Below are 18,705 nucleotides of genomic sequence, written 5' to 3'. Positions count from 1 at the left end.
AAATGATTAGCTAAGTATTTCTTTTAATCCGACTATAAACGAATTTAACTGATTCCACTCGATATTTAAAGGAGGAAGAAGCCTAATAGTATGTTTTCCAGCTGCACTTCCGGTAAAAATATGATACTTCTGAACCAACTCTGTCCGTACGGGTCCTGCCTCGCGATCTAAGTCTATCCCTATCATAAGTCCCAAACCTCTCACATCAGTCACACCAGGAATCTCCTTTAATTCATCCATTAAGCGGTTTCCAAGAACTGTAGCCTGAGGAATCAATTTTTCGGATTCCAAAACTTCCAAAACGGCAAGTCCAGCAGCACAGGCCAAATGATTGCCTCCGAAAGTGGTCCCAAGCATCCCATATGCAGATTTGAATTCCGGTGATATCAGAATTCCACCGATAGGAAAACCATTTCCCATTCCTTTGGCCATGCTGATCAAATCAGGCATAATTCCTTCTACCCATTGATGTGCAAAAAATCTTCCGGTGCGGCCATATCCAGATTGGACTTCGTCCAAAATCAATTTTGCGCCATACTTTTTGGCAAGTGCCGAAATTCCTTGCAAAAATTCAGATGATGGAACCTGAATTCCACCAACGCCCTGAATCCCTTCGATGATAATTCCTGCAATATTCCCCTCTTTTAAAATTTCTTCGGTTGACTCCAAATCTTCCCAAGGAAGAATATGAAAATCTTCGCGTGCGTTACAAGGGGCAATGATTTTCGGATTATCAGTTAAGGCAACTGCTCCGGAAGTACGACCATGAAATGCACCAGAATATGAAATAAATCCAGGTTTATTCGTGGTAAATGAGGCCATTTTCATGGCATTCTCATTGGCCTCTGCTCCTGAATTACATAGGAAAAGCTGATATTCATGCAGGCAGGACAACTCTGCTAATTTTGAGGCAAATTCCTTTTGAATTGGAATTTGAACCGAATTCGAATAAAAAGCAATTTGATCCAACTGCTCTTTGATCCGCTTCACAAAATGAGGATGTGTATGTCCTATCGATATTACTGCATGCCCACCATATAAATCCAGATATTCCTGTCCCTGATCATCCCAAAGTTTTGCACCCGCAGCTTTGGTAATTGTAACAGGCATTAGCGGATAAACATCAAATAATTTCATTTCTAATTACGATTTACGAAAATTGATTTCTGATTTCAGCTTTCTGAATTAAAATGCAATACTTTTTAATCTTAATCCTTCTTTTTCATCTAATCCAAAAGCAAGATTGAAATTCTGAACTGCCTGTCCGGAAGCTCCTTTCAAAAGATTATCAATAACTGAATAGATCACCAATTGACCCTTTTTCACCTGAAGATGGATGATACATTTATTGGTATTTACCACTTGCTTTAAATCAATATCCTGATCAGAGACATGGGTGAAGGCTGCTCCAACATAAAATTCTCGATAAGCACTCAAAGCTTCTTCAATCGTACCTTCAAAAGGTAAATAAGCAGTGATCCAAATTCCTCTTGTGAAATTACCGCGGTATGGGACAAAGAGCAATTCCGAATCAAAGTCAGTATTAACTTGGGAAAAGGTTTGTGAAATCTCCGCTAGATGTTGGTGGTCAAACAACTTGTAAACAGACATATTTCCTGTTCTATAGCTGAAATGTGAAGTTTCAGCTAACTTTTTTCCTGCACCAGTACTTCCTGTAATTCCTGAAATATGGATCTGATTTTTCGCCCAACCTTTGGCAACAGCTGGTAATAAAGCAAGTTGAATGGCAGAAGCAAAACACCCCGGGTTGGCTATACGCTTAGCTTTTTGAATCTTTGATTTATTGACTTCAGGAAGTCCATAAACAAAGCCATGTGCTTCATTCCGGAAATCTGTAGATAAATCGATAATAACAGTTTCTGGATTGAATGAATGTTTTTCAAGGAAGCCTTTCGTTTCTCCGTGAGGAAGACCCAAGAAAACTGCTTCAATACCTTCTGTTTGAACCTCGTCAGTAAAAACCAGCTCACAATCCCCAATCAGATCAGGATGAACCACAGATACTTTTTTTCCTTTTTGACTATTGCTATGTACATAAACCAACTCACAAGCAGGATGATGAACCAAAAGACGAAGTAATTCTCCTCCAGTATATCCAGCTGCTCCGATGATGGCTGTTTTAATTTGCTTCATCAGGATGATTTACTTTATGGAAAATTGAAGTTTGGTTGCCTAAAATTCGTGTAAATCCTTTCACATCCTCAGCAGTATAGCCTTTGTTCATTTCCCCATAGCTTCCAAATTTATTGGACATGAGGTCATTTTCCGAAGTTATTCCAAGAAGTGTGAATCGATATGGATGGAGCATCACTCGGACATCGCCATTTACAAAAGTCTGCGTATCGGCTAGGAAGGCCTCCAAATTTCGCATTACAGGATCTAAGTAATGGCCTTCATGGAGATGATTTCCATAGAATTCTGACAATTGATTTTTCCAGAAAAGTTGCCATTTCGTTAAGGTATGCTTCTCTAGCAATTGATGACCTTTTATAATTATCAAAGGTGCCGCTGCTTCAAATCCTACACGACCTTTGATGCCGATAATGGTATCACCCACGTGAATATCACGACCAATTCCATAAGGAGCAGCAAGTGCCTGAACTTCCTGTATTGCAGCTGTTGAAGATTCAAATTTCTTTCCATTCACCCCTTTCAATTCTCCTTGAACAAAAGTCAATGTCAATTCCTTTGGATCATGCTCAGTCACCTGAGTTGGCCAAGCCTCCTCAGGAAGATAATCAGCCGATGTCAAGGTCTCTTTTCCACCAACAGAAGTCCCCCAAATACCTTTATTAATTGAATAAGCGGCTTTTTCGAAGTTCATTTCTACACCATGCTTTTTCAGGTATTCGATTTCTTCCTGACGGGAAAGCTTCAAATCCCGGATAGGAGTGATGATTTCAATATCTGGCACGATAGTCTGAAAAATCATATCAAACCGAACCTGATCGTTTCCTGCTCCAGTTGATCCATGAGCAACAGCTTTTGCTCCAATGGATTTCGCATATTCTGCCAGAGATTTTGCCTGAAGAATTCGCTCAGCGGAAACTGATAGGGGATAGGTCTGATTTTTTAGCACATTTCCAAAGATCAAATATTTGATCACCTCTTCATAATAGATTTCAACCACATCCAAAATATGGAAAGAAGCTACGCCGAGGCTATTGGCTCTTGTTTCGATAGCTTTCAGTTCTTCTTCAGAAAAACCACCAGTATTTACAATAACAGCATGAACCTCGTATCCAAGATCTCGGGAGAGGTGCAAAGCACAAAATGTGGTATCAAGGCCACCACTATAAGCCAATACAATCTTTTTCATCTTAAATAGGTTTACTCCATTGAATCGGGAGAATATTATAAAAAGAAGCTATTTATTGAGTCTTTCGACTTGGTCAATTTAAGCATCACATATTTCTTAAGTCTTACCCAGCGATTAAACAAATTGATTTCCTTTTTGAAATCATCCCGTAGTGCCAGGTCCTCTGTATTATTTTTCTTTGCCTGAGGATCAAAAAGCATCGCTGTACAGATACAGTTTTGCCTGCTTTTACTCATCAGGATTTCATAATTCACACAACTTTGACAGCCTTTCCAAAAGGCTTCATCATCTGTCAAGTCCGAATAGGATACAGGAATATAGCCCAATTCTGAATTGATTTTCATTACAGCTGCACCGGTAGTCAGTCCAAAAATCTTGGAATCAGGATATTTCAAACGACTAAGCTTGAAAATTTCCCGCTTGATTTTTCTTGCTAAACCGTATTTCCGAAACTCAGGAGCTACAATCAAACCTGAATTGGCAACATATTTTCCATGGCCCCAAGCTTCGATGTAGCAGAATCCCGCCCAAGTGCCATCTTGTGTCAAAGCAATTATTGCCTTGCCTTCGTCCATTTTGGTCTCAACATATTCGGGAGTCCGTTTTGCGATTCCTGTTCCACGAGCTTTTGCAGAATTTTCCATCTCATCCGTAATTGTAGATGAGTATTTCTTATGAGAAGGATTGGCAACTAAAATTTGAAATGAAATATTATCCATGGATAAATGCATGTATAAGTCCGAGCTCTTCGGGGGATTAGAAATAAATCAATGAAATAAATAATGGGCGAGAAAATTTTCCGCGCAGGAAAATCAAATTATTATAAGGGTCAAGCCCTAATAAAAAAACTATGTCTCCTCACTAAAGGAGATAAAAAAGCAATAGCCAACAATTCAACACCTTTTTTTGAAGGTTGAGTGAAGGTTTGCGCTATCTGTGTTTTGAAATTCATTTGAGCCAGTAAAATTCAATGGTTTGAAAACGAATTGCAAGAAAATTTGCAAAAAAAATCAACCTACAGCTTATTTATTATAAATTTTATGTGAAAACCATCCTAATTATGAATAATCTCAAATAAATCCGATGAATGTTCGGCGAAATTTATCAAATATTCAATTTGATACTTAAGAATTACCTGACATTTCCTTCAAAGCGAGTACAAATTGGTCCAATTCTTTTTCACTGGTATAAATATTTGGCGAAATTCTGCAGCCTCTTACACCTACGCCATCAATAGCTACGGTATAGATCTGATACTTTTCCATTAGGATCGTAGCCATTTCTGAAGGGGAATATGCCTCCAATCCTACATTCGCAATTCCGCAAGACCTCCAAGGGTCTTTAGGTGTATTCACGTTCACTCCGGGCAAATCTCTGACTTGATCAGACCAATAGCGCTGAATGTATCGCAGTCGTTCTTCTTTGCGCTGACTGCCGATTTTATCATGAAAATCAATCGCGTCTATTACTGCCAAGTCCGTTGCTACTGGGTGTGTACCTATATGATTGAGGTATCCGATTGTCTCCAATTTTAGATCAAAAGGCGCCAAAAGTGGCTCAAGCTTTGAAATCCTATCCTTTTTCACATAAAGCATTCCGGCTCCCAATGGCACTGAAAGCCATTTGTGAAGGCTAGAACCATAATAATCAACTCCCAAATCTGAAATATTAAACTTAAAATGTCCTACAGCGTGTGCTCCATCCACCATCACTTCGACCCCATGGGAATGGGCCATTTCAGTTATTTTTTTAATTGGAAGAATATGCCCTGTAATATTGACAATATGAGGGACCATTAACAGTTTGGTCCGGGAGGTAATCACTTTTTCATAGGCTGCCACAATATCTTCATCGTCTTCAGGGTGCATCGGAATATCGATTCGGATGATTTTGATACCACTGCGCTTAGCCTGCAAATCAAACATGGAAAGCATACTTCCATAATCTTGATTACTCACGATCGCTTCATCTCCGGCTTTCCATGGAAAACCCGAAATGATCAAGTCCAATGACTCCGTTGTATTTCGCGTAAGCACAATTTCTTCAGGACTAGCCCCAACCAACTCAGCCAGCTTTGCAGCACTTTTCGCCTTATTTTCCCATTGTACCGTCCGCATGTAGTATGACGCTTGATAATTCACATCCCGGATATGAGTGATATATTTTTCCAGCGTTTCCTGTGGGAGAAAGCAATAATATCCATTCTCCAAGTTTATGTATTCTGGTTTGAGTTTGTATGACGCACGAATTTGATCCCAGAAATCAGCAGAAGAGAAATCTAAATTGGCAAAGCCTTCGAATTCTGAAGCTTTGGAATTAAAAATCGAACCAGAACCAATTCCTAGAAATGCCAAACTTTTGAGAAAAGAGCGTTTATTCATCATACAGTGAGTTAAGATTAGAGAACGTAGCTTAAAATAAAAATAATTAAAAGAAGAATGGCAACCCAGGTAATCCAGGGAGATCTTTTCGGGAATTCAAATTGACAAATAGGGCAGATGCTTGCTTTCTCGTCAATTTCCATGGCACAAGAAGGACATTCTTTGGTTTTCAATTTCTGATAGATTTGAACTCTTTCATTATTTTTTCAATTTCCTTTCAAGTAAATAAAATAGAAATGAAAATAGAAATATGGTCTGATGTAGTTTGTCCTTTTTGCTATATCGGGAAACGGAAGATGGAAAAAGCACTGGCTAAATTTCCTCAAAAAGATGCGATAGAAATAGAATGGAAAAGTTTTCAGTTAAATCCTGATCAAAAAACCGATACATCTGTAAGTACACTGGAGCATTTAGCAGCTTCAAAAGGTTGGACTTTGGATCAAACACGCGAAATCACTGCTAATGTGGTTGAAATGGCTAAATCGGAAGGCTTAGATTTTGATTTTGAAAATGCTGTAGTTGCTAACACAAGAAATGCTCATCAATTGATTCATCTCGCAAAATCAGCAGGAAAGGGAAATGAGATGAAAGAGCGATTATTAGCTGCATATTTCTCTGAAGGGAAAAATGTAGATGATTTTAATACGCTCATTTCTTTGGGAATAGAAATCGGATTGACCGAGGATACCATCAAAAAAGCATTGGAAACTGGCGCTTATGAAAATGCCGTTGAAACGGATATTTATGAATCGCGTCAGTTGGGAGTAAGGGGAGTTCCTTTCTTTGTCTTAGATCGGAAGTTTGGAATCTCAGGAGCTCAAGCAGATGAGGTTTTTACTCAGACCTTGGAAAAAGCTTGGAGCGAATATGAAAAAACGAATCAGCCGATTCAGATGACCGGCAGCGATGACAGCGAGGCTTGTAACATAAATGGGGACTGTTAGTCCCCATTTAATTTTTTATAGTTTATAATCTTCCTAAGTCTATCTTAATCACATTCTTAGGTTCTCCATTTCAAGAAGTTGTGGCTGGAACGGCTGCTCATACAATCGTTTTCCCGTTGCCTTATAAAGTGAATTTCCCAAAGCTGCGAAAACAGGAGGGAAGAGTGGTTCTCCCAACCCAGTTGGTGCTTCGTTATTTTGCACAAAATGAACTTCAATTTTTTTAGGTGCTTCTTTGTGTCTGATCATTCTATAGGTATCAAAGTTCCGCTTTGTTGGAGCACCGTTTTCAAATGTCAACTCTCCATAAAAAGCGTTTCCTATTCCATCTACGATTGCACCTTCCCCCATATTTGCTGCGGAATCTGGATTGACGACAATTCCACAATCCACAGCAGCATATACATTTTCAACCACTGGCTGCCTGTCTTTGATGCTGATGTCAACCACTTCAGCCACATAGGAGTTGTGACAAAAATAGGCCGATACCCCTCTAGATATACCTGCAGTAGTATTTGACCAGTTAGATTTCTCTCTTACCAATTCCAAGACTCCTGCATATCTCTTAGGATCGTAATCATTGTTTTCACCCACAGGGTTTGTTTCAGCTCGCTTTAGCAATTCCAAACGGAATTCTATTGGATCCTTTCCCATTTCTTCAGCTAATTCATCCAAAAAGGATTGCTCTGCTCCAGCGATAAAATTAGATCTAGGTGCACGGAAAGCTCCAATTGTGATGTTTGATTCGATCTGCCATCCTTCCGCCAAATAATTATCAATTGCTCCAGCAGGGAATCTATTGGCGTGTATCGGAGATTCTGGAATTCCTCCTGCCTTTACATGTAAAGCAAGTAGGTTATTGTTTTCATCCAAAGCAGCTCTGTAAGTTGCAGAATAAGTCGGTCGATAAACACCTGCGCTCATGTCATCTTCACGGGTATAAACCATTTTCACAGGCGCTTGAATTTTCTGGGAAATCAAAGCGGCTTCTGTCAGGTGATGGCTATAAGCTCTACGGCCAAATCCTCCTCCCATTCTTGCTAAGTTGATCTGAATATTTTCAATTGGAAGCCCAAGACTATTTGCAATAGTTTGCCTGATCAGTTCAGGGGCTTGTGTTGGTCCATAAATGATTGCTTTATCGCCATTGACATCCGCAAAAGCATTCATTGGTTCCATTGTATTATGTGCCAGAAATGGTGCAGAATAGGTTCTTTCCAAAACTCTTGCAGCTTTTTTAAATGCACCTTCAGGGTCCCCGTCTTTACGAAGAATATTACCTGATTTGGTGATATACTCATTCATTTTTGCTTTGTGCGTGGTAGAGTTCTCTAATCCTTCAGGAACTTTGACGTCCACAACTTGGCCGCCTCTTCCTGCCAATGGGAAAGTGCTCTCAGGTGCTTTTTCCCATTCTGCTTTTATACTTTTCTTTGCTTGTAAAACTTCCCAAGTTGAATTACCAACTATCGCAATGAGTGAAGGAAAACTAGTGGTGTCAAAAAAGTTTCTACCATAATCGTCTTTAAAAATTTTGACTTCGAAAGCATCCTGAATTCCTGGCATTGACGTCACAGAATTTTTGTCAAAAGATTTCAACTGCATTCCAAAAGCGGGAGGCTGCACGATCGCAGCGTACTTCATTCCTTCTACTTTGTGGTCTATAGCAAATAGTGGCTTACCCGTTACGATATTCGGGCCATCTACATTCTTTTTTGAAGTTCCAATGATATTAAAATCAGCAATATCCTTCAACTTAACGGTCTCTGGATCTGGAGCTTCTAAAGTTCCAGCTAAAGAAGCCATATCACCATATCCGGCTTTTTTTCCAGAGGCTTTATGTTCCACCATTCCTGCCGAAGTGGTTATTTCAGCAGCAGATACATTCCAAGTTTGTGCTGCGGCATTTACAATTAATTGTCTGGCTGTAGCACCTGCCGTTCTAAGAGGTGTCCAACCCTGACGGATACCTTGGCTACCTCCTGTAAATTGTCGATCAAATCGTTCTGGGTAAAAATCCGCTTGTTCAACGAATACATTTTTCCAATCCACATCCAATTCATCCGCAAGGATCATTGGGAGGGAAGTTTTAACGTTTGAACCAAATTCGGGATTTGGGTTGAATAAGGTAACCGCACCATTCTCCCCGATTTTGATATAACTATTTAATTCAAACCATTCTTTTGGCATAGTCAAAACTTCCTCTGGAGTAGGTTTACAACCTGCCAGCCAACTAAAGCTCAACATCATTCCTCCTCCTGCCAGTGTAGAAACTTTCAGGAAAGATCTTCTATTTAATTTTTTATCTATCAATGTCATAATCTCTATTTTTAGGCTGATTTAGCAGCTGTTTTGATTGCAGCTTTGATTCTTGTATATGTACCGCAGCGACAGATATTACCGTTCATTGCATTTTCGATATCAGCATCAGTTGGGTTAGGATTTTCCTTTAGTAGGGCGGCAGCAGTCATGATTTGACCAGCCTGGCAGTAGCCGCATTGAGGGACATCATGTTCTATCCAAGCCTGCTGAAGCGGATGATCTCCATCTTTGGAGAGTCCTTCGATAGTAGTGATTTGAGAATCTTCAACTGCAGAAATAGGAAGCTGGCAGGAACGGATCGCTGTACCATCCAAGTGAATTGTACAGGCACCACATTGTGCGATACCACAGCCGAATTTAGTACCTACTAAATCGAGATGATCCCTCAAAACCCACAAAATAGGGGTGTTAGGATCCAAGTCTACTTGATGGGATTTTCCGTTAATATTTAGATTGAAAAGAGCCATAATTTGTGATTTTAGGATAAATATAAACTCTTTGGCCTAGAATATCTTTACTAAATTCAAACAATAAGACACATCAAAAAAATTAAACATCAAAGAATTAATTACTTACAAACTTCTTTTTTACCTTTTGGTCTAAGTTTTGATAATAACAAATTCACCCTTTTATTATCACCCTAATTACATTTTATGCTTACAGAATCTAATCTTTTAGATCTTACCAGAAAGAAATTTGAAATCTGGGAGACTCTAAACCTTGACCACCTAACTCACATTTTTGACGATAATGGTTTAATGTTTAATTCTCATGGAAAAGTAAATACCAAAGAAGAATTGATTGAAAAAATTCGATCTGAAGAATGCGTCTTAAAAGAGATTGATTTTCAAAATACTATCGCAAGAGTTTATGGAACTTCAGCTGTAGTTCAGGGCGAAGGTGCTTTTACTTTTTCTGTAAAAGGTCAAATGGAATCTAAGAATATGAATTTCTTGGACGTTTGGATAGAGCGTGAAGAAGGATGGAAATTGGTTTCAACACATTATAATCAAACTACATAAGGTTAAGTATCAATAAAGTAAAAAGGGAAAGTTGACGCTTTCCCTTTTTATTGAATAAACAGAAATGAAATTTACTCTCATACCTTTAAGTATTTTTTATTGAATTTCTAAAATATCAATCAGCTGGGATAGTTAGAAAAATGCTCTTTTAAGCACTTGAATCCTTTGGCATATAAAACTCACCAAACGCCATGAGTTTTCATTTTCAAAGTATATACCGCGTCAGAGGCAGTTATAAATAAAGTTTTTCGGTCTAATGCTCCGAAAGTAACGTTTGCAGTCCACTTTGCAGGTACTTTAATATGTGCAATCTGCTCTCCTTTCCGATCAAAAACCTTCACTCCATCTCCTGTCAAATAGACATTACCCCGATCATCGATTGTCATACCATCTGATCCACTTTCACAAAACAGTTCTTTATTAATCAGATATCCATCCTCACGGATTTCATATTTATAGGTCTTTTTTGCACCTGGATCCGCTATATAAAGAGTTTTACCATCTGGTGAACCTATGATTCCGTTGGGTTTGACCAAATCTTCTGCTACCCGAAATAGCTCAGATTTGTCAGGTGAGAGGTAATAGACGTGTTCTCCATCTTGCTCAGATTCCTTTCCTCTTATACCATCCCAATAAGGACGGGCATAAAGTGGATCCGTGAAATATATTCCTCCTTTCGGACGTAACCAGATATCATTTGGTCCATTTAGCTTCTTTCCTCTAAATACAGAAACCAATACTTCTTCAGAACCATCCTTACCGATCATCCAAAGCTGATTTTCTTCATCTGCTGCTGCCAAAAGACTTCCGTCTAACATGAAATAAAGACCATTAGATCTACCCGCATCTTCTTTGAATACAGTAATTTCATTCGTGATTGCATTCCACTTATGAATTCGATTGTTTGGTTGATCAGTAAAAAAAACGTCTCCAAAACGATTCGTAGCCGGACCCTCTGTAAAGGAAAATCCATCTTGGACTTTGACTAACTCAGCATTCTTTGCAACAATTCCTCTTTTATCCTCGATTTGAGCTATTGCAGCTTGTACCAAAAAGAGCGAGAAAAGGACTAAGGTTGATTTTAACAGGTTCATATTGGGTGTTTATTATTTTCGTTCCATCGCAATCACGAGCACATTTAAATCCTCGCTATATGCTAATCTGCTTATATTTTGATGTGTATCAGTAGTGATTGTACCAATTACTTCCCAGGTCTCATCTGAAAATCTTCGTTTATAAATAGTATTTCCTTGAGCCATCAACAGATAGTTTTTGTCAATCCAAATAAAATCTTGAGATCCAGGCAATCCATATCCCAAATCCTTGCGTTCCTTAGATTCAATATCATAGCTTTTTAATTTAAAGGCCTTGGAATCTTCAGAATCCATGAATTCGCGAGTTGAAAGATAGGTAATCGAACTGGTTTTAGGTCTTCGATTTATCGATCTGGCGATTTCAGTGTCTATCTCGATCAGATTATCTCTACTTTCCGCATAGACGAGTTTATTTGGGTTTCCCAAGATAAACATCGCTGCTTTATTATTATACCAATCATAATACCCAACTGGCTCAATGTCGTCATAAAGCAATTCAGCAGGTTCAAAACTGGTCGGATAAAGCCAAATTCGTTGTTTTTTGTCAGGTTCAGATACTACTGCTGCGATATACATTCCACAATCTGTAATCCTCGGAGAATTTTCATTTCTATCTGAAGTTTTACTTAGGTTAGTAAATTTTTTTGACTCAAAATTATAGGCTATAATATCAAAATTACCATTTTCATCAGCGGCTGAGAAAACCATCTGATATTCATTTATAAAGCTAGGCTGGTTGTCATATTCCGGACGATCTGTCAATGCATATGCAGTTTCTGGATTGAGTTCCAATTTCCCCCCTTTCCCTGAAGTTTCTACCACCCAGAGGTCAAAACTGCCTTGTGCTGATACCGACATCGAAAGTATTAAGAAAATAAAAAGAGTCAACGAAAAGATATTTTTCATGTGTTTATAATTTTTCTATTTGGCCACATAGCCTGCCCCGAACTTGTTTCGGGGGAATCTCGCATTTCGATCCAGATAGCCATCGAGACATCCCACTGTGTGACATTATTGTCATGCTCGATTTCATCAAGTTATAATTTGCTTTTTAGCGGTAATATAGAATGCCCTAATCCCGATATTTATCGGGACATTCCTCAGTGAAAGAACTTTTCTCATGGTATTTCATCTATTTTTTAAAATTGATCAACCAAAATACAAAAACAAGGTTAGAAAGATGTGAGCAAATTAGAACTATACACCAATTCCGAATTTGATCTACTAAGATCACGTCAAGATCCAATTGCAGATCAGCTAGTTAGTCAATTGGTGAAAAATCCAGAATTAATCACTTTAATTAATTCCTGGGAAGAAATCCCCTCCAAAATTGAAGATTCATTTCCGCTGGAGTTTCAGGATTTTTTCAACTTTTTCCTGAATCAAAAAGAAATTCCTATTGAGATTTTAGAGAAAGGGCAGGAATTATTCAATGATAAAGGAGATTTGTATTTGGCTATGCTCGGCTTTTATTCCTTGCCCTATGCTTATGCTTTTGGAGATGGGGCAGAAGTTCTCGTGAGATCCAAGCGGATTTTGGATGATATCGGTCAGCGGCTTGGAGAGACTGGTGGGTTTATCCTAGACATTTTCGAACCAGAAGCCTTTATGAGCAAAAAGAAGGCTTACTTAACCTGCGCTAAAGTTCGCCTGATTCATGCTTTTAGCAGGTATTTCATTTCACATTATTCAAAAGATTGGAATAACGCATTTGGAAAACCTATTAACCAAGAAGATTTAATCGGTACCAATTTGACATTTAGCCTTATTGTGATTCGAGGTTGGAAGAAAATGGGTTTTAAGGTTTCCAATGAGGATGTCGATTTACTGATGACCTATTGGAAATGGGTGGGAAAGCTGATGGGAATAGATACCAATTATTGGCCGGATAATTCCAAAGAAGCTTTTGAACTGGAAAAACTCATCAGAAAGCGTCATTTGCGCGAATCAGATGCTGGGAACAGATTGATAACTGCTTTAATCAATTATTACAAATCAACTATACCAGATCAGTTAATCGCATCTCAGGTAATCCCGATTCTAAATTTTTTCTTAGGAAAAGAAGCTTCAAAAGCATTGGGTATTTATACTCCCCAACCAGTAAATGGAGAATTGTTGGGTTTGGTGTTTAAATTTAGTGGGTGGAAAAATTATGGTTCAAATAAAAGCTATGCTCAAATCGTAAAGCAATTTGAATTCAACCAAAAAGCAAACTTTGGTAAAAAGCTGAGTATCCAACTCCCAGAGTTAAAGCGTTCATAATCGAACACTTTTTTGTACGATCCAATTCATTCTTATTTTGGCATTCCTTTAAATTAGCTTGAAAAGCCACTTTTTGACAAATGGCATCTTTTTCGTATTTCTACTGGCATGAAAGAAATCACCCGATGGATAAAGCAACTGCCTTTAGAATTGATATTCTGGATCGGAAGCCTTATTGCAATCTATTTCATCAATCCATATTCTGGAGATCACATGAGCCTTTGCCCATTAGATCAGTTGGGATTTGATTGGTGCCCTGGATGTGGGTTGGGTCGTTCGATGAATCTGCTTCTCAAAGGAGATTTTCAAGAATCCTGGTCTATGCATCCGTTGGCAATGTTTGCCTATCTGGTGATTTTCTCTCGAATTTGGACTTTAATAAACAACCTTAAAACAACACACAACTATGGCTAATGTATTGAGACATCTTCCAGAATTGGAAGGAATGGAACTTGGATATATCCAGGGACTGATGAAAAGTATGGATGAAGATCAAGCTTCTCTATTTGCTCAAGTATATCGTGCAAGAAGAAAAGACTCTCAAATGATTCTGATCTTGACCTTACTTGGTTTCTTTGGATTCGCAGGTTTGCATCGATTCATCCTCGGACAGATTGGACTAGGAATCCTTTATATCCTCACCGTAGGTCTTTGTTTCATCGGTACAATCGTGGATTTGGTGAATTACAAAAGCCTAGCTTATGAATACAACATTAAAGTCGCACATGAGACTATGAATATGCTGAATGCCAACTATCCAGGTGAAACAAACTAAAACCTGATTGCTTACTTAACACCACCAACCAAAGGCCAGAAGAAATTCTGGCTTTTCTATTTTTGGACCGAAAGATCTATTACCAATCCTCTTCCTCGGGAGAAGATTTAATGGCACCTACCAAAGGCGTATTTTCGAAGACTTCCATTCCCTTCTCTGAAAAAATAACATGAATTTGATTCAATTTTTGATGCATTTTCTTCAAGGTTTCAAAATCAGGTTGCTGCACATGAAAGGGGATAGAGATTAGGTTTTCCTGATCTTTTGCAAAAGGTGGGGCAGGTTCACTTGAATAAAAATATGGTAATAAGGTTTTAGCACAGCTGATTCCCCACATATCGATTGGAAATTCATCAGAATAGTTAGTCAATCGCTCGTTTATTTCTTCAAAAAACCGCTCACTTTCTCCTAATCTTAATCTCGAACCAGCTCTTGATTTCCCTTTGGTTTTCAAATATTTAATTTGACTTTTCCCTTGTTTTTGACGAATCATGTAGGCTCTGAATACCTTGTGATCAATCATCACATCATTATGAAAGTAGCCAGTGGTAGCAATTCCAGCTCGAATCATTACTAATCCTAGATGGTGGTCATCCTTTGGCTTCAAATCACCCATAGCATCAGGAATTCTATTCCATGGAAGCATCACTTTGAACAACCATTCCGTCGAATTCCAAAATTGGAGCTGATGCTTTTCTGAGAAATAATTCCTTTCCAGATTCAATTCCTTTCCTTTTTGGATTAATTGAAAATAAGATTCTAGACTAATCTTTATCGGATTTGCGGAATTCATAATGGAGGAAAAGCAATTCAAGTATATTTGTACAAATTAAACTTAAAATCAATGGAAGCCGAAATCGATCGATTAATTGCTAAGATGTCTGATCCTAATGAGAAAGAAGCCTATTTTTTCGCAGATAAAGTCGGGAAATTAGTTGATGAATCAGGTAGGGATCGATTGATCGAACTGGTGAAAGGAGATCAATGGGAGGTTGCATACTTAGCTTGTCGAGCGCTTTCGAATTCAAGCTTTAATGAGGAATCTTTGGATGCAATTTTTGAAGCAATCAATGACAAAAAAAACAGGGCTCATCAAGGTGTATTTGTTCAGGTTTTGGAATTGTTTGATTTAAGCCAGCGGTTTGTGGATGTGTTCCGGGTTTATCTTTTTGGAAATTTCAAAGCCTCAACACTTGCCAAAGACTATCTCGATGAAGTGGAATTTGATATTACCCCCCGCACAATAAGAAAAGCAGAGAAGCACTGGAATCATTATCTACACAATCCTGAAGATGAAGGAAGTGTTGCCGTAAAAAGGATGGAGATCGAACCCATACTGCTGGAAATGAGAGAATTATTTTCTGAAGATTAGACAACAAAATCAAAAATGTGCTGTTTAAATACTATGCGCAAAATTGATTTAGTCTCAATTCATGACCTTTTTTTTAAAGATTTTGGCTTTAAATTCATTGAATCCTTAATGCTTTTTGAAAAGGATTTTCCTCATGGAAAGCAGGTAATTTTTGTCCATTATACAGACTATTCAGATCAGAGTTTTTTAGAATACAACCTCGGAGTGAGGATTGATAAAGTAGAGATGATAATCCATAAGTTCTTGCCAACTCTAAAAGATTATGCTGAAAGGTCTATTACGATGATTCAAACGCTCAATAAAATTGGGAAGAAATTACCCAAGCGTTTTACAATTGAAAATGATTGGGAGTTGTCAGAAGCTATCATGAAGACCGAGTCTTTTTTCGTTACAGACGGATTCAAATGGTTGGATGAAATGATCAACCCTCTAAATCTGGAGCGTGCATTCGTTGAACAAAGGAATAATTCCTTTAAAACCCAAAATTTTGTCTATAACGCATTTAGAGCAACCGCTCTTTGTAAAATTTACAATCCAAAAGATTATCCGGAAGTAAGGAAAAGTTTTCTAATGCAAATCCGAGAAAAGGATATGACTCCATTTACCTTGGCCTCATTCCTTCAGTTTCTCGATTACTTGGATAATTTGGATTAATTCGGATTTTTTCGCTTAACACCCCTTACCGCCTCAGCTGAAATGGGACCCTCTGGCCATTCATGCTTCGGATATCTTCTTTTCAGTTCTTTCTTCACCTCAAAATAGCCATTGTTCCAAAAGCTCTTCAAATCCTGAGTCAGTTGTACCGGTTTATATCCGGGAGAAAGCATTTCGATCAGAAGTGGAATTTTGCCATTATTTACTTTTGGAGTTTCCAATAAGCCAAAAAGCTCCTGAAGTCTAACCGAAAGGAGCGGAGCATCTCCATCTGTTCTGTATTCAATTTTTATATCACTTCCTGAGGGAACAGTAATTATGGAAGGCGCTAGCTTATCCAATTCCTGCTGTAGTTCAAAATCAAGACTATGAAGTAAGATTTTGGAAATATTGAGTTTCTTAAAATCCTCATTTTTAGTAATTCCAGAAATATAAGGTTCAATCCAGTTTTCAGGTTTTTCACACAAGTTGGCCACTGACCAATCAGGCCAATCCTGAGTCGGATTCCACTTTCTGAGACTAGCTACTCTAAGAATCAATTGATCAGCATCCTCATCAAAATTCAATAAATATTCGCCTTCTTCTCGAATTGCCTCCAAAATTACTTGCGTGGCATCTCCTTTTTCAATTTTGGCCAAAGGACGACTTCCTAGCACAATGGCACCAATCCGAACTTCAGTCAATGCTACTAAGCCCCCTTTTTTACGATCCCAAGAGATGATTTCTTTGGTCTTGACCATAGGCATCAAATCCTTGGGATTCAGAGGAGCTGCCATCCAGATTTTTCCCATACCTTCCCGAGCATCAAGATGAGCCACCGCAAGCCAGGATTCATGTGCCAAATCATCCCGATGTCCGATTGCGGCTATTTTACCATTTGCAAGTTGAAACTGAGCATTATTTCCAGGTCTTGCAGCTGCAATTCGCTCAGGATAAGCATATGCTAAAAGCAAGCCTGTTTGCCAAGGATCAACAGGGGTGTTTTCAGGATCTATTTTAAACATCCTACGATAGGAAGCTGCGACTTTCTCGATCTTTTTAATTCGGGAAATGCTCGCACCACGACTTCTGAATCTTCGTAAAGCTTCAATTCTCAAATTCAAATCAACTCCTGAATCCTGAGGCAAAGGATCCCGCTCCTCTAAAATAGCCGCAATGTCAGTTCCCAAACAAAGCTGATCATGCTGCTTCGCAAAAAGGAGCATATGAGCAATTCTTGGATGACTTGGCAAGGCATGAATTTCTTTGCCATGAGGAGTTAGATCTCCGTTTTGAATTGCCTCAATCGTTTCCAAAGTCTTTTCAGCTAAAGCCAAAGTGCCTGAGGGAGGTGGAGTGAGCCAAGTCATTGATCTGATATCCTGTTTCCCCCAGGCTTTCATATCCAATACCAAAGCTGTCAAATCTGCTTCCATGAGTTCTGGAGTACGGAATTCATTAAGCTGATTCTGTATTGCTTTTGTCCAAAGCCTATAGCTATGGCCCGCAGTTAATCTTCCTGCACGGCCACTTCGCTGATCTGCAGAATCCTTGCTGATTCGATGCAATACCAACTTGGAAAGCCCAGTTCTTGGGTCAAATTTGGATGATTTAGCAAAACCTGAATCTACAACAACTTTGACCCCTTCGATCGTCAAGGATGTTTCAGCAATGTCTGTAGAAAGAACGATTTTTCGCTTTCCCGTTGAATCAGGCATAATAGCACGATTTTGTTCTCCGGGTGAGAGCTGTCCATAAAGTGGTAAAACCAAATCACTTGGAAGTGCTTTTCTTAAAATCTCCTGCGCTTTTTTGATCTCCCCTTGACCGGGTAAAAAGACCAAAAAATCTCCTTCATGAACTTTGGTCAAGGGAATAATTTGCCTTGCGGTATCTTCACCAATTGCATATTCGTCAACTTCGCTAGCAAAATTCACCTCAACTGGAAATTGCCTTCCCTTGCTTTCAATAATTTTAGAATTCAGCAAACCTGATAACTCTTTGGCATCTATTGTGGCTGACATCAAAAGAATCTTCAAATCCGGACGAAGCACTTGCTGCACTTCTCTGCAAAGGGCCAATGCAACTTCTGAATGCAGATTTCGCTCATGAAATTCATCAAAAATAACCATCCCGACATCTTCCAAAGCATTATCCGAGTGAAGCATTCGTGTAAGTATTCCTTCCGTAATCACTTCCAATCGGGTGTTTTTAGAAATTGCAGATTCAAATCGAATTCGATAACCAATCAAATCACCGAGTTGGGTATTTGTCATGCTGGCCATTCGCTGCGCAATGCTTTTGGTAGCCAATCTTCTAGGCTCAAGCATAATGATCTTTTTTCCGGCTAGCCAAGGCTGATCCAAAAGGGCAAGTGGGAGCAAGGTGCTTTTACCAGCTCCAGGAGGGGCTTGGATAATCAGAGAATTATGATTCGAAAAATGAGTTTGAACTTGTGGGATGATTTCCGCAACTGGAAGATCAAAGGAGTTGTAATCGAAGTTTTTAAGCATGAGGTGCAAAAATAAAAAAGCCACAAGGATTTTTCCCTGTGGCTCAT

General features: G+C 38.8%; 18 protein-coding genes. 7 read left to right on the top strand and 11 right to left on the bottom strand.

Annotated features, from left to right (window positions below):
• Positions 1 to 6: 6 nt before the first annotated feature.
• The 5 genes from BVC88_RS13825 to BVC88_RS13805 all read right to left on the bottom strand — a co-directional run bounded on the left by BVC88_RS13825 (position 7) and on the right by BVC88_RS13805 (position 5,721).
• On the bottom strand, positions 7 to 1,137 hold the full coding sequence (locus BVC88_RS13825; RefSeq protein WP_075351292.1) for an aspartate aminotransferase family protein: 1,131 nt from the start codon (positions 1,135 to 1,137) through the stop codon (positions 7 to 9).
• Positions 1,138 to 1,185: 48 nt separating this feature from the next.
• Positions 1,186 to 2,154: an N-acetyl-gamma-glutamyl-phosphate reductase gene (argC, locus tag BVC88_RS13820; protein ID WP_075351291.1), complete on the bottom strand. Its 969-nt coding sequence runs from the start codon at positions 2,152 to 2,154 to the stop codon at positions 1,186 to 1,188.
• Positions 2,141 to 3,340, bottom strand: a complete 1,200-nt coding sequence (locus BVC88_RS13815; RefSeq protein ID WP_075351290.1) for an argininosuccinate synthase — start codon at positions 3,338 to 3,340, stop codon at positions 2,141 to 2,143. The genes argC and BVC88_RS13815 overlap by 14 nt, the downstream gene beginning before the upstream one ends.
• Before the next feature lie 35 nt (positions 3,341 to 3,375).
• A complete protein-coding gene (locus BVC88_RS13810) occupies positions 3,376 to 4,059 on the bottom strand; it encodes a GNAT family N-acetyltransferase (RefSeq protein ID WP_075351433.1) in 684 nt (227 codons plus the stop codon).
• Positions 4,060 to 4,464: 405 nt separating this feature from the next.
• Positions 4,465 to 5,721, bottom strand: coding sequence for an aminotransferase class V-fold PLP-dependent enzyme (locus BVC88_RS13805; protein WP_075351432.1), 1,257 nt, complete (start codon positions 5,719 to 5,721; stop codon positions 4,465 to 4,467).
• A gap of 236 nt (positions 5,722 to 5,957) precedes the next feature.
• On the opposite strand from BVC88_RS13805, the gene BVC88_RS13800 reads away from it, so the two are divergent.
• Positions 5,958 to 6,665 (top strand): DsbA family oxidoreductase, encoded by a 708-nt coding sequence (locus tag BVC88_RS13800; RefSeq protein ID WP_075351431.1) that lies wholly within the window; start codon positions 5,958 to 5,960, stop codon positions 6,663 to 6,665.
• A gap of 48 nt (positions 6,666 to 6,713) precedes the next feature.
• Here BVC88_RS13800 and BVC88_RS13795 read toward each other — a convergent pair whose 3' ends face one another.
• Complete coding sequence (locus BVC88_RS13795; RefSeq protein ID WP_075351289.1) at positions 6,714 to 8,984, bottom strand: xanthine dehydrogenase family protein molybdopterin-binding subunit; 2,271 nt, start codon at positions 8,982 to 8,984, stop codon at positions 6,714 to 6,716.
• 11 nt (positions 8,985 to 8,995) lie between these two features.
• Positions 8,996 to 9,454, bottom strand: coding sequence for a (2Fe-2S)-binding protein (locus tag BVC88_RS13790; protein WP_075351288.1), 459 nt, complete (start codon positions 9,452 to 9,454; stop codon positions 8,996 to 8,998).
• 186 nt (positions 9,455 to 9,640) lie between these two features.
• Here BVC88_RS13790 and BVC88_RS13785 point away from each other — a divergent pair, with 186 nt between their 5' ends.
• Positions 9,641 to 10,009 carry a nuclear transport factor 2 family protein gene (locus tag BVC88_RS13785; protein ID WP_075351287.1) on the top strand — a complete coding sequence of 123 codons (369 nt, stop codon included), beginning with the start codon at positions 9,641 to 9,643 and terminating at the stop codon, positions 10,007 to 10,009.
• 179 nt (positions 10,010 to 10,188) lie between these two features.
• Here the strand turns inward: BVC88_RS13785 and BVC88_RS13780 are convergent, their stop codons facing one another.
• Complete coding sequence (locus BVC88_RS13780; RefSeq protein WP_075351286.1) at positions 10,189 to 11,103, bottom strand: SMP-30/gluconolactonase/LRE family protein; 915 nt, start codon at positions 11,101 to 11,103, stop codon at positions 10,189 to 10,191.
• Positions 11,104 to 11,115: 12 nt separating this feature from the next.
• Positions 11,116 to 12,009: a TolB-like translocation protein gene (locus BVC88_RS13775; RefSeq protein ID WP_075351285.1), complete on the bottom strand. Its 894-nt coding sequence runs from the start codon at positions 12,007 to 12,009 to the stop codon at positions 11,116 to 11,118.
• A 276-nt stretch (positions 12,010 to 12,285) separates the two neighbouring features.
• Between BVC88_RS13775 and BVC88_RS13770 the strand changes: the two genes are divergently transcribed.
• From BVC88_RS13770 to BVC88_RS13760, 3 genes are all read left to right on the top strand, one after another.
• Positions 12,286 to 13,365, top strand: a complete 1,080-nt coding sequence (locus BVC88_RS13770) for an oxygenase MpaB family protein (protein WP_075351284.1) — start codon at positions 12,286 to 12,288, stop codon at positions 13,363 to 13,365.
• A gap of 108 nt (positions 13,366 to 13,473) precedes the next feature.
• Positions 13,474 to 13,779, top strand: coding sequence for a DUF2752 domain-containing protein (locus BVC88_RS13765; protein WP_075351283.1), 306 nt, complete (start codon positions 13,474 to 13,476; stop codon positions 13,777 to 13,779).
• Positions 13,772 to 14,140 (top strand): TM2 domain-containing protein, encoded by a 369-nt coding sequence (locus BVC88_RS13760; protein WP_075351282.1) that lies wholly within the window; start codon positions 13,772 to 13,774, stop codon positions 14,138 to 14,140. The genes BVC88_RS13765 and BVC88_RS13760 overlap by 8 nt, the downstream gene beginning before the upstream one ends.
• Before the next feature lie 79 nt (positions 14,141 to 14,219).
• Here the strand turns inward: BVC88_RS13760 and BVC88_RS13755 are convergent, their stop codons facing one another.
• Positions 14,220 to 14,933 carry a hypothetical protein gene (locus BVC88_RS13755; RefSeq protein ID WP_075351281.1) on the bottom strand — a complete coding sequence of 238 codons (714 nt, stop codon included), beginning with the start codon at positions 14,931 to 14,933 and terminating at the stop codon, positions 14,220 to 14,222.
• Positions 14,934 to 14,984: 51 nt separating this feature from the next.
• Here BVC88_RS13755 and BVC88_RS13750 point away from each other — a divergent pair, with 51 nt between their 5' ends.
• Positions 14,985 to 15,512 carry a hypothetical protein gene (locus BVC88_RS13750; RefSeq protein ID WP_075351280.1) on the top strand — a complete coding sequence of 176 codons (528 nt, stop codon included), beginning with the start codon at positions 14,985 to 14,987 and terminating at the stop codon, positions 15,510 to 15,512.
• Between the two features lie 33 nt (positions 15,513 to 15,545).
• Positions 15,546 to 16,166 (top strand): hypothetical protein, encoded by a 621-nt coding sequence (locus BVC88_RS13745; RefSeq protein ID WP_075351430.1) that lies wholly within the window; start codon positions 15,546 to 15,548, stop codon positions 16,164 to 16,166.
• On the opposite strand, the gene hrpB is transcribed toward BVC88_RS13745, so the two are convergent.
• Entirely contained in the window at positions 16,163 to 18,658 is a 2,496-nt protein-coding gene (gene hrpB, locus BVC88_RS13740) for an ATP-dependent helicase HrpB (RefSeq protein WP_075351279.1), read from the bottom strand. The two genes, BVC88_RS13745 and hrpB, sit on opposite strands and share 4 nt — an antisense overlap.
• Between the last annotated feature and the right edge of the window lie 47 nt (positions 18,659 to 18,705).

The organism is Algoriphagus marinus (assembly GCF_001936475.1).
GTDB classification, from domain to species: Bacteria; Bacteroidota; Bacteroidia; order Cytophagales; family Cyclobacteriaceae; genus Algoriphagus; species Algoriphagus marinus.
Note: the sequence above shows the minus strand (reverse complement) of the source record. Positions and strands in the feature narration are given on the sequence as shown.

Excerpts from the sequence above, each read along its gene's own strand:
- BVC88_RS13825 (WP_075351292.1), bottom strand. The coding sequence starts at position 1,137 with ATGAAATTATTTGATGTTTATCCGCTAATGCCTGTTACAATTACCAAA.
- argC (WP_075351291.1), bottom strand. The coding sequence starts at position 2,154 with ATGAAGCAAATTAAAACAGCCATCATCGGAGCAGCTGGATATACTGGA.
- BVC88_RS13815 (WP_075351290.1), bottom strand. The coding sequence starts at position 3,340 with ATGAAAAAGATTGTATTGGCTTATAGTGGTGGCCTTGATACCACATTT.
- BVC88_RS13810 (WP_075351433.1), bottom strand. The coding sequence starts at position 4,059 with ATGGATAATATTTCATTTCAAATTTTAGTTGCCAATCCTTCTCATAAG.
- BVC88_RS13805 (WP_075351432.1), bottom strand. The coding sequence starts at position 5,721 with ATGAATAAACGCTCTTTTCTCAAAAGTTTGGCATTTCTAGGAATTGGT.
- BVC88_RS13800 (WP_075351431.1), top strand. The coding sequence starts at position 5,958 with ATGAAAATAGAAATATGGTCTGATGTAGTTTGTCCTTTTTGCTATATC.
- BVC88_RS13795 (WP_075351289.1), bottom strand. The coding sequence starts at position 8,984 with ATGACATTGATAGATAAAAAATTAAATAGAAGATCTTTCCTGAAAGTT.
- BVC88_RS13790 (WP_075351288.1), bottom strand. The coding sequence starts at position 9,454 with ATGGCTCTTTTCAATCTAAATATTAACGGAAAATCCCATCAAGTAGAC.
- BVC88_RS13785 (WP_075351287.1), top strand. The coding sequence starts at position 9,641 with ATGCTTACAGAATCTAATCTTTTAGATCTTACCAGAAAGAAATTTGAA.
- BVC88_RS13780 (WP_075351286.1), bottom strand. The coding sequence starts at position 11,103 with ATGAACCTGTTAAAATCAACCTTAGTCCTTTTCTCGCTCTTTTTGGTA.
- BVC88_RS13775 (WP_075351285.1), bottom strand. The coding sequence starts at position 12,009 with ATGAAAAATATCTTTTCGTTGACTCTTTTTATTTTCTTAATACTTTCG.
- BVC88_RS13765 (WP_075351283.1), top strand. The coding sequence starts at position 13,474 with ATGAAAGAAATCACCCGATGGATAAAGCAACTGCCTTTAGAATTGATA.
- BVC88_RS13760 (WP_075351282.1), top strand. The coding sequence starts at position 13,772 with ATGGCTAATGTATTGAGACATCTTCCAGAATTGGAAGGAATGGAACTT.
- BVC88_RS13755 (WP_075351281.1), bottom strand. The coding sequence starts at position 14,933 with ATGAATTCCGCAAATCCGATAAAGATTAGTCTAGAATCTTATTTTCAA.
- BVC88_RS13750 (WP_075351280.1), top strand. The coding sequence starts at position 14,985 with ATGGAAGCCGAAATCGATCGATTAATTGCTAAGATGTCTGATCCTAAT.
- BVC88_RS13745 (WP_075351430.1), top strand. The coding sequence starts at position 15,546 with ATGCGCAAAATTGATTTAGTCTCAATTCATGACCTTTTTTTTAAAGAT.
- hrpB (WP_075351279.1), bottom strand. The coding sequence starts at position 18,658 with ATGCTTAAAAACTTCGATTACAACTCCTTTGATCTTCCAGTTGCGGAA.